Origin of the sequence: Amycolatopsis sp. NPDC051071 (assembly GCF_040682875.1) — a bacterium.
Taxonomy (GTDB): domain Bacteria; phylum Actinomycetota; class Actinomycetes; order Mycobacteriales; family Pseudonocardiaceae; genus Amycolatopsis.
In genome coordinates this window covers 1-10,088 of record NZ_JBFBBY010000224.1, presented here as the reverse complement: position 1 = coordinate 10,088, position 10,088 = coordinate 1, and the positions used below count along the sequence as shown (strand labels likewise).

Annotated in this window: 7 protein-coding genes; 1 reads left to right on the top strand and 6 read right to left on the bottom strand. The window is 67.8% G+C overall.

Going from position 1 to position 10,088, the window contains the following annotated elements; genetic code table 11:
• Window positions 1-297: 297 nt before the first annotated feature.
• A complete protein-coding gene (locus AB0M65_RS37765; protein ID WP_364039312.1) occupies window positions 298-924 on the bottom strand; it encodes a TetR/AcrR family transcriptional regulator in 627 nt (208 codons plus the stop codon).
• 126 nt (window positions 925-1,050) lie between these two features.
• Window positions 1,051-4,911 carry a beta-ketoacyl synthase N-terminal-like domain-containing protein gene (locus tag AB0M65_RS37760; protein WP_364039309.1) on the bottom strand — a complete coding sequence of 1,287 codons (3,861 nt, stop codon included), beginning with the start codon at window positions 4,909-4,911 and terminating at the stop codon, window positions 1,051-1,053.
• A gap of 393 nt (window positions 4,912-5,304) precedes the next feature.
• Between AB0M65_RS37760 and AB0M65_RS37755 the strand changes: the two genes are divergently transcribed.
• Window positions 5,305-6,201: an AfsR/SARP family transcriptional regulator gene (locus tag AB0M65_RS37755; protein ID WP_364039306.1), complete on the top strand. Its 897-nt coding sequence runs from the start codon at window positions 5,305-5,307 to the stop codon at window positions 6,199-6,201.
• Between the two features lie 153 nt (window positions 6,202-6,354).
• Here AB0M65_RS37755 and AB0M65_RS37750 read toward each other — a convergent pair whose 3' ends face one another.
• The 4 genes from AB0M65_RS37750 to AB0M65_RS37735 all read right to left on the bottom strand — a co-directional run bounded on the left by AB0M65_RS37750 (window position 6,355) and on the right by AB0M65_RS37735 (window position 9,859).
• A complete protein-coding gene (locus AB0M65_RS37750; protein ID WP_364039304.1) occupies window positions 6,355-7,278 on the bottom strand; it encodes a transketolase in 924 nt (307 codons plus the stop codon).
• Between the two features lie 5 nt (window positions 7,279-7,283).
• Window positions 7,284-8,003, bottom strand: coding sequence for a transketolase (locus tag AB0M65_RS37745; protein ID WP_364039301.1), 720 nt, complete (start codon window positions 8,001-8,003; stop codon window positions 7,284-7,286).
• A 32-nt stretch (window positions 8,004-8,035) separates the two neighbouring features.
• Entirely contained in the window at window positions 8,036-9,037 is a 1,002-nt protein-coding gene (locus AB0M65_RS37740) for an AfsA-related hotdog domain-containing protein (RefSeq protein ID WP_364039298.1), read from the bottom strand.
• Between the two features lie 408 nt (window positions 9,038-9,445).
• Window positions 9,446-9,859 (bottom strand): DoxX family protein, encoded by a 414-nt coding sequence (locus AB0M65_RS37735; RefSeq protein ID WP_364039295.1) that lies wholly within the window; start codon window positions 9,857-9,859, stop codon window positions 9,446-9,448.
• Window positions 9,860-10,088 lie beyond the last annotated feature (229 nt).

Genomic DNA, 10,088 nt, shown 5'->3' with positions numbered 1-10,088 from the left:
CCCGGCCCCCCCCCCCACCCCCCGCCCCCCCCCCCCCGCGCCGCCCGCCCCCCGCGCGGGGGCCTTCCTGTACTTCGGGGAAGGTGTGAAGGGCGAGTTTCCTCGGCTGAGCCGAGGGAAGGGGTCCTTCACGGACCTGCCTCGCCGACCGCCGCCCGCTTCAGCCTCCTTCGGTCCGTCAGCCCGATTCGCGGTGTTGCGAATTGCGTGAGACAAGCCCAGCGCCCGCCGAAGAGAAGGCATGACGAATAACGCTCACGGCCCTCACGTGAGCGTTATGGTCGATGCGGTCTCGGCTCAAGCGGCCACGACGGCGCGCGGCAGTACGCCTTCCAGTATCAGGTGCAGTACCGCGATGAGTTCGTCCGCCAGTGGTGCGGGCGGGTTTTCGAAATGCGTCCAGCGGTAGAGAGTGCCGAGGTAGGCGTCTCGCAGCAGGTTGCCGACCCGGTGTGAATCCAGGGTTCCGGTCACTTCGCCGCGCTCGATCCCGGTTTCGATGATCCGCGCGAAGATGTCGGCCGCGTAGGGTTCTTCCAGTAACGGGCGGCCGGCTTTGACCCAGGCGAGCAGCATCGTCCTCGTCTGTGTCCACGCGCTGTCGTTCATTTTGCCGAGTGCGGTCATGCAGTTTTCCAGATCGGCGATGATGCTCGTGTCCGGTCGCGTGGAAATGATCTCTTCGGTGAGGTATTGGCGGCGTTTCTCACCCCACATCGAAACGAGGTCTTCCTTGCGGCGGAAATGGTTGAAGAAGGTCCCGCGTGCGACATCGGCCCGTTCGGCGATGTCCTCGATGGTGGTGTTCTCGTAGCCACGGTCGGTGAACAGCTCCAAGGCGCTGTCGTACAGCCGCTGCTTGGCCAGCCGCTTGTGCCGCTCGCGGCGCCCGAGCGGAGCCTCTCTGGCTGAATCTGTAGTCACGGCACATCCCCTCAACTCTCAAGCCCAACTCATTGAACCATAGTACAACTTTGACCCGGAGTGAAGCGAGCGGGAGGGTGAGCAGAGGTAACCCCGCTCACCCATCCTCTCAATCGTTTTCCCAGGTCAGGCGGCGCCGATGGCGGTGGAAGCCGTACTGATCCGGGTGACGATGTGTTCCGCGCTGTCGGGTTCCAGCAGGTGAGCGGCGCTCAGCTGGACGCCGGTCGACTCGTTCAGCAGCCGCCTCAGCTGGGTCGCCATGATCGAGTCGAGCCCCATGTCACGCAGCGACTTGTGCAGATCCACCCTGGCCGGGATCGTGCCGAGCACGGTCGCGACGTGCCGGGTGAAGGTGAGCCGGACGTCGGCGCCCTCGGGAAGCTGAACCGGCTCGGGCTGGGCGACGACGTCCAGTTTCTCGATCCGGTTCTCTTCCGGCGCGGCCGCCGTACCGGAGGCGGGAAGCCGGGTCAGGCTGATGCCCTGTATCGAGGCCACCATCTGCCCGGACTGGCTCAGCACCAGCACGTCGGCCTGCGCGGGCCGCGCCGCGCCGCCAGGGCTGAACCAGACGATGCTCCAGAACTCACCCGGCGGGACCTGCCGGATCGCCACCTCCTCTATCGCGGTGACCGCGTACGAGCGGCCCGCGTCCGCGCCGGTGGAGGGCCATGCCGCGATCAGGCCACGCATCGCCGTTTCCAGCAACGCGAACCGGCTCGTCGACGACGGCCGCACGAGTGCGACAGCGGTGCCCTCGCGCCGCCAGGCCTGCAGTACTCCCGAGCCCGACGGGAACCGGAAGCCACGGGCGGCCGCCACCCGGTCGAACTCGGTCTTGGTGAGGAACTTGTCGCAGCGGGACAGCGCGGCGTCGAGTTGCTTGCCGCCGCCTTCGGCCATCGGATGCGACGCCGCCGGGTATCCACGCAGTTCCCCGGTCACCCGGCCGGCGGAGCCGTCGGCCGCGGCACTGAGGACGAACCGGCGTTCGAGTGCCGACGACGTCTCCTCCATGCGGACTTCCAGCCGGACGTCGTGGCTGTCGCAGTAGATGAGGTCGCCGCTGAGCCGGACGTCGTGCAGGGCCCAGAGGTTGTCCGGTTCCGACGGGACCAGATGCGGGAAGGTGACGTCGCCGCTTCCGTCGGTGACGGCACGGAGCGCGGCGTCGAGGTACGCGGCCGCCGGGACCGGTGTGGTGCCGTTGAGCGAGGTCTCGCGGCAGCCGTCCAGCGTGCCCAGTTCCCCGAGGCTGATCATGGTGGTGTGCCCGGCCGCGGCCGGCGGGCCGGTGGGGACCGGCAGGGTGGTGGCGGTCCAGAAGTCTTCGAGGTCCCAGTGATAGGTGGGCAGCGGCAGATGCGGGCGCGTGCCGCCGTAGTAGACGTTCCAGTCGATCGCGCCGCCCGCGGCGAAGAACTTGCCGAGTGCCTTCACCAGCGCGACGTCCTCGGGGATGTGCCGGGTCTGCGCGGCGACCGCGGCGGAGTCCGGGCTGCCTTCGAGGCAGTCCTGGAGCGCGCCGAGCAGCACCGGATGCGGGCTCAGTTCGACCAGGACGGCGGGTGCCTCGGCGACCAGCCCGGTGACGGCGGCGGCGAGCCGGACGGGCGAGCGCAAATTCGCCGCCCAGTAGGCGGCGGTGAGTTCGGCGTCCCCGATCTCGCGGCCGTGCACGGTGGAGAGCATGGTGACCGAAGCCGGGCGAGGCCGCGGCTCCAGGTCGGCGAGCAGACCGCGCAGGCCGGCGAGGAGGCCGTCCATGAGCGGGGAGTGGGAGGCGACGTCGACCTTGATCTCCCGGCAGTGGATGCCCGCTTCCTTGATCCGCGCCGCGACGCGGCCGATCGCGTCGGCCTCGCCGGAGAGCACGGTGGACCGCGGCGAGTTCTCGGCGGCAACACACACCCCGCTCTCCTCGGCGGCGAATCCGGCGGCCTCTTCGGCGGTGAGTTCGGTGGCGAGCATGGTGCCGGTGCCGGAGACGTCCGCCATCAGCTTGCTGCGGCGGCAGATCACCGCGGCGGAATCGCGCAGCGACAGCGCGCCGGAGAGGTAGGCCGCGGCGGCCTCACCCATGCTGTGGCCGAGGCAGAGATCCGGTTCGACCCCGCACGAACGCCACAGTTCGGCCAGCGAGACCTCGAACGCCCACAGCACCGGCTGGACGTCCTGGACGGCCGTGTTCCCTTCCTGACCGTCGTCGTGAAGCCGGTCGAGCACCGACCAGCCGAGTTCGTCGCGGACGATGGCGTCGCAGCGTTCCATGGCGGCACGGAAGACCGGGGAGGTCTCCAGCAGCCGCCTGCCCATGCCGTTCCACTGGCCACCCTGGCCGGGAAAGACGAACGCCGTCCTGGCCGCTCCACCCGCCCGCTGCCAGGCACCGCCCGCCGCGGGCAGTCCCTCGGCGAGGGAACGGAGTTCGCCCGCCATCTCCTCGTGCGTGCTCCCGGTGACCCACATCCGGTACGGGAGCGCGTCGCGGGTGGTCGCGGCGGCGTGGCAGATCCGGCCCAGCGCGTGGTTCTCGCCGTCGCCGCCGGGGGAGAGGTAACTCGCGTAGGTCGCGGCCAGGCTTCGCAGCGACACCTCCGAACGCGCGGACAGCACGAGCACGTGCGGCCCGCCCGGCTGGGAGTTCTCGCCGCCGCGATCGGGCGGTCTGCTGTCCCGGTCGCTGACGATCACGTGGGCGTTGGTGCCGGAGATGCCGAACGAGCTGACGCCGAGCAGTGCGTGTTCGCCGCGTGGCGCCAGGTCCCGGTTCTCGGTGGCGAGGGCGAGCAGCGGCGTCTTGGCGCGGACCGCACCGGGCTCGGTCACATGCAGGGTGGCAGGCAGGAAGCCGTGCTCGGCGATGAGCACCGCCTTGGTCAGCCCGGTGATGCCGGCGGAGGCCTCGGTATGCCCGACGTTGGACTTGACCGAGCCGACGTACAGCGGCGCGTCCGAGGTCCGGCGGGCGTCGAGGACGTCCGACAACGCCTCCAGTTCGACGGCGTCCCCGGCCTGGGTCCCGCTGCCGTGTGCCTCGACGTAGTCCAATTCGGACGGATGCACGCCCGCGCTGCGGCAGGCGGCCCGGATCACCGCGCGCTGGCCGCTGGCGGCGGGTTTGAGCAGCAGTCCGTTGCCGAGCCCGTCGTTGTTGACCGCGCTGCCGCGAATCGACGCGCGGATACGGTCGCCGCCGGACTTCGCGTCGACGGTGCGCTTGAGGATCATGGCGACGACGCCTTCCCCTCGGACGAAACCGTCGGCGGCCGGGTCGCCGAACTTGCAGCGCCCGTCCGGCGAGAGCATGTCGCCTTGCGAGTAGGAGATCGCGTCCGCCGGGCTCAGCACCAGGTTCGCACCCGCGACGATGGCGATGTCGGTTTCGCCGGTCAGCAGGCTCTGCCGTCCCAAGTGGACCGCCACCAGTGACGAGGAACAGGCCGTGTCGATGACGAGGCTCGGGCCGCGCAGATCGAAGGCGTGTGAAACACGACCGGCCGTGACGGCCCGCAAGGCGCTGCCCGTGACACCGAGGACGTCGGAGCCGGACTGGGTTCCGGTGACGGTGGCGTAGTCGCCCGTCGCCTGGCCCACGAATACGCCGGCTTCGGTACCGGCGAGGGAAGACGGCGGGATGCCCGCGTCCTCCAGCGCCTCCCAGACGACCTGCAACAGCAGCCGCTGCTGAGGGTCCATCACCTTCGCCTCGCGCGGGGAAATGCGGAAAAAGCCCGCGTCGAAACCGCGGATGTCGGCCAGGAAACCACCGAAGCGGGAGAGCGTTTTCCCGGGCGTCGACGGCTCCGGGGAATAGAACGAAGAAATGTCGAAACGGTCGGACGGGACTTCGCTCACAGAGGTGACGTTGCCCGTCAGGACCTGCCAGAACTCGTCGATGTTCCGAGCCCCGGGCAGCCGGCATGCCATACCTACGACGCCGATTGATTCGGGATCGGCGGAAATACGCGAAAGACCGGACATTTAATCCCCCAAGATCATTTGTCCAAACCTGGTGCGCCGGTGCCTCGGCACTCAGCGCCTTCGATCCAAAGTTATACTCCAAGTCAACTTTGACCTTGCCTTTCTGGCGAACCATTCATGGTGGGCATCGGCGTCCATGGGCGCGTCGAGGGCCGCAGCGAGTAGCTACGTGTAGGCCGAATGGGGCAGGCATTTCAGACATAAGGCCTCTTCGCAATCTAAACTGTGATCTGTGTCACTCTGAAGTATGACTTGAGTACAACTTTGATCCCTGGTACATTTGGTCAGGTGACCGCCAGAGGTCCGGTCCCGACCTACGCAAATCGGGCGACTGGTGGCCGGTCTCGCGGCAGGAGGCCGCGGGTCGAGGACATGCATTCGGGGGTACTCGCCATGACCATGACAGCACCGGCGGACCGGCGGGCAAGACTGCGTTCGGCTGCTCGCGATCCGGAATCCTGGGAAGCCGTCGTCACCGTTCTGGGGCCATTGCAGATCGAAGTCGGCGGCGTTTCCATCGTGCCACCCGCGATGAAGGCGAAACAGTTGCTCGCCCTCCTTTTGCTGAACCAGGGCCGGATCGTGCAATCGCGTACCATTGAGCGGGAATTGTGGGAGGAGCCGCCGCGTAATTCGGCGAACGCGATCCAGAACTGCGTGATGCAGATCAGGAAGAAGCTCGCGGTCGCACTGGGGGAACCGGGCGGCGGCCAGACGGCCAAGCGGCTGCTGAGCACGGAGTCGCTGGGGTACAAGCTGAATCTCGTCACCGGACGGTCGGATCTGCGTACGCACCGGCAGCTGGTGGCGGAGGCTTCGGCGGCCGAGGCGACCGGGGATCTGGAGCAGGCCTCGGCTCTGCTCCGCGAGGCGCTGGAGCTGTGGCGTGGCGCGCCGCTGGCCGACGTGTTCCCGGGGCCGGTGCTCTACGGCGAGATCACCCGCCTGAACGAGGAGAACAAATCCGTCCTGATGCGCCGGGTCGTGCTGGAACTGCGGCTGCGGCGGTACGCGGGGCTGATCGGCGATCTGCGCGCGTTGATCCCGATGGACGAATACGACGAGTCACTGCACGCCTGCCTGATGCTGGCGCTGCATATGACGGGGCGGCGCAACGCGGCGCTCGCGGTGTACCGGAATCTGCGGCAGGGGTTGTCGGAGAACCTCGGCCTGGAGCCCTCGCGGACACTGCAGAACCTGCACCGCAAGATCATGATCGATTCGCCGACCGACCCGGTGCGGCTCGCGGACATCCCGTGGCTCACCGGCGCCGGCGTCGACGTCGCGTGAGGCCTCGCTCTCGCAAGCAGGTGCCGGATGGCGGTAGCCCGTCGGGGGACGACCGCCATCCGGCACCTGCTTGCGCGTGTTGTGGCTGGCCTGCGACGCAATTCGGCACCTGGTTGCGATAAGTACCGCGACCAGGTGCCGAATTGCCTGCCTTCAACCCCCGATGAAGGCGGTGATGCGGGATCGTAGTCCCGTGACGTCGAGGCCGTAGGCGGCCGCGTGTTCCTCCGGGGTGCCGAAGCGCCGTACTTCCCTCGCGGCGACACCGAGACACAGCAACCGGTGCGGGACGTCGGCGAGCGTCTGGCTCACCTCCGCCGCCGAAGTGCCCGTCAGATAAGGCTCGACGAGTACCACGTCCGGAACCGACAGCGTCGCCAGTAGCGTTTCCCGGTCGAACGGCCGGATCCTCGGCGCGTAGAGCACGGTCACGTCGAGATCGCCCACCGCGGCCAGCACGGTGTCGGCGATCGGCCCGACCGCGACCACGGTGCCGTCGACCCCCAGACGCAAGGCCACGAAACCGTCTTCTCCTGTCCAATAAGGACGGGAGTTCGTCTGCGTTGACAGGCGGATGTACTCGAGGTCGAAACCACGCGACGCCTCGCGAAGCATGATTTCGGCCTCGTCCGCGTGCCCGGGAACACTGATCCGCCAGCCGGGCAGCGTGGCCATGAGCGCGACGTCGGCGGGTGAACTCAGCGCCCGCCCGTCGACGTCGAGGTCGAAGGAGGCGCCGGCGCTGACCAGCACCGCCCCGACATCCTGCAGGTTCAGCCCGATCCTGATCCGGCCGAACGGTCGTTCCGTGAGCGATCCCGCGGAGGTGTGCGCGACGGGACGCAGGCCCGCGAGTGCGAGCCCTCCCGCCACGTCTATCAGAAGTTGTTCGCGGGCACCGACGTTGAAGAACCGGGGATGCTCGCGGGCGGTTTCGGACAGGCGGTCCCAGCTGAAGTCCGCGAACACCGCGGCGACCCTCGGATCCTCAGCGACGAGGTCGGTGATCACCGCGGTGAAACGCTCGCGCATCGCGTCGCTGTCGGCGAACCGCCGTTCACAGGTCGATGCCATCATTTCCCTCAGCTCCGCGAAATCGCCTGCCTGCTTCGGACACGGGCCACGACGGCGTGCGGCCGGTTGTCCGGCGCGCCGGTGAAGGCGAGTTCCAGCTTGCCGTGGTCGTGCCCGTCGACGTGCTGCACCGACCAGCCTTCGGAAGCGAACCGCCGCTGCAGTTCCGCGGCCCGGGCGGCACTGCCGGAGTCGTCGATCACGACGACGTTGAGCCGGTTCAGTTCGGCGTGACCCGCGAAGGAAACGGCTTCCTGGTTGGCGCCTTCGTCCAGCTCGCCGTCACCGAGCATCACCCACAGCCGCGGCTGCTCCAGCCCGCGGGCGCGCAGGCCCAGTGCGGTCCCGACGGCGAGCGGGAGGCCGTGACCGCGGCTGCTGCTCGCCTCGACGCCCGGCACGAGCACGCGGTCCGGGTGCAGGCCGAGCGGGCTGTCGTAGTCGCCGTACCCGGTCAGCAGCCGAGGCTCGATGAAACCCGTCGCGGCCAGCACCGCGTAGTAGGCCTTGGGGTCGTTTCCCTTTGACAGGAAGAAACGGTCGCGTTCGTCGTCGTCGATCCGCCGTGGGCTGACCTGCAGGACGCGGTCGTAAAGCACCCACAGCACGTCCAGCGCCGACGACGTCTCCGCGTCGGAGTGCCCGGTCATCAGGCCCATCAGCCCGGCCAGGTCGTGGTAGTCGTACTGGATCACGGCCTGCGGCGGCCGCAGCAGTTCGATCGTCATCACTGCCTCGCTTTTCTCTTCTGACGGGAGGATCAAGCCGGCAGACCGCCGGTGTAGAACGCTTCGGCGACGGTCTCGCCCGACTGCTCGAAGGTGACCTGGAAGCTCGCGTCGGTGCGGCCCTCGTCGGGCCGGTCGGCGACGAGCAGGAGCGGGGTGCCGAGCTCGGCGTGCCCCGCGAAGGACGCGTCGATCCCGGTGAGCGACCAGTTCGCGGGCGGCACGTCGTTGAACGCGCTCGCCGCGAGCACGGCCAGCTGACGGCCGGCCTCGACCAGCGCCAGCTCGGGCACATGGTCGGTGAGCCCGCCGAACGGCCCGGGGCCCGTCGGGAGGTACAGCCCGGCCCACAGCTTGTCCGGGCCCAGCTGCGGGTCGACCAGTACGACGTTCTCCGGCTTGGATCGCGCGATCCGGTCAGGTTTGACCGTGACCGGTCCGTGCGGGGTCAGCTCGTCGGCGTCGACCGGGCCGTCGTGGCTGCGGCGCATGGCCTGGTAGACGTCGTCGGGGACGTATTTCACGCGCATCCCGACGTCGGCGAGGTGCAGCCCGGCGACGAAGACCTGCATCCGGTAGGACTGCGCACGCAGCGAGTCCGCCCGCCAGACGGCGTCGCGGGTGTGCACCGACATGATGACCTCGGCGGGCCCGATCGACAGGCCCGACGTGAGCAGCGGGTACGCCTCGAGCGACCAGGACTGCATCAGCGAACGCGTGTCCGCCGTGACGCCGTACTGCGTCTGGACCGCATGCGTTTCGGCCTGGCGGCAGCATTCGAGCAGCAGCAACGGGTCGATCAGCGACGGGCCGGTGTGGTCAGTGAAGTAGGGGTGCGACGCCGGCGGACGCGCGGTGGTGACGAAGCGGGAGTCGTCGACCTGGGTCGTGTCGACCAGGAACGGCTCCGGCTCGTCACGCTGCTGCTCGGCGTCCACGGGCTTGGTGGCCTCAGGCTTGGTGGCCTCGGGCTTGACGGCAGCGGGTCCGCTCACCGTCCTGCTGACACCCATCATCTCGGTCAATCTGATCACCGGGCCTTCCGTGCTGAACGGTATAGCTGGAATGCGATCCATGGTGGCGGTGACGTCTGCATTCCCGCTAATTTCCCGGTTCACCCCGTTGGGCCGGTGCTGTTCGGTGGTGCAGCGGCAAATCAGTCCCGGTGATCATGAGCTTGACCTGCGTCTATGGTCTTTTCGGTGGATTCTTCTCATGATTTTTGGAATGGTATTGTGGTGTTATCCGGTGGCCCTCAAGTGGCTTTTATGGCCCTTGAAAGAATTGTCTGACACAATTCTTTTGGCCTTTCTTGCCGTTTCTTCAAGCCTCTGACCTGCGGTTTTGCCGTCCATGACGGTGATCCAAGGTACGACGACGGGTTAATGTGAGACCGTCGGTTAAAATGTGACTCGACTATAAACTTGGACTGCGGTCCAATTTCAGAGTTCTTCGTCGTCGAGTTGCGGTTCGATCCCGAGGAGCGCCTTGGTCTGATCCTGCAGAAACCACGCCAGCGTCGCGGAAACGATCAACAGGACCAGCGGGAGCACCGGGCCGCCGTCGGTGAGGATGAACAGCTCGGTGATGCTCGCGCCCACCATGACGCCGGCCAGCAGCAGCGCCGCGGGCCCGCCGAGACGAGGGATGAGCAGCCCGATCGCGCCGCCGACCTCGAGGACGCCGGTGACATACCTGAGCCACTGCCCGAGCCCGATCTCGGCGAAGGTCTGTTCGGTGTGGCCACCCGCGAACAGCAGATAGCCGCTGTAGAGGAACTCCGCGGCCAGCGCGACACGCACGATCCACAGCGCGACCACGCCGATGCTTCGGTTACCGCCGGCTCCTTCGGACATGCCGGGCATCCTTCTCCTGGCTACCGCAGGACCGCAAGTAGTCGACTACTTGCGGTCCTGTGCGTCGTGCGGGAAGGGGGCCTTCGCGTGGTTCCCAAGTACAGGAAGGGGGCCTTCCTTGCGCCTAGGTACAGGAAGGGGGCCTTCATGTACTGGGGGTGGCGGTGGGTGCCGGTGCCGGTGCCGGTGTCCGCAGGGTGTTGCGAAGGGCACTTTCGCAACCCTCAAC

Coding starts and splice junctions, on each gene's coding strand:
- AB0M65_RS37760 (WP_364039309.1), bottom strand. CDS start 4,911: ATGTCCGGTCTTTCGCGTATTTCCGCCGATCCCGAATCAATCGGCGTC.
- AB0M65_RS37745 (WP_364039301.1), bottom strand. CDS start 8,003: ATGACGATCGAACTGCTGCGGCCGCCGCAGGCCGTGATCCAGTACGAC.
- AB0M65_RS37755 (WP_364039306.1), top strand. CDS start 5,305: ATGACCATGACAGCACCGGCGGACCGGCGGGCAAGACTGCGTTCGGCT.
- AB0M65_RS37750 (WP_364039304.1), bottom strand. CDS start 7,278: ATGATGGCATCGACCTGTGAACGGCGGTTCGCCGACAGCGACGCGATG.
- AB0M65_RS37735 (WP_364039295.1), bottom strand. CDS start 9,859: ATGTCCGAAGGAGCCGGCGGTAACCGAAGCATCGGCGTGGTCGCGCTG.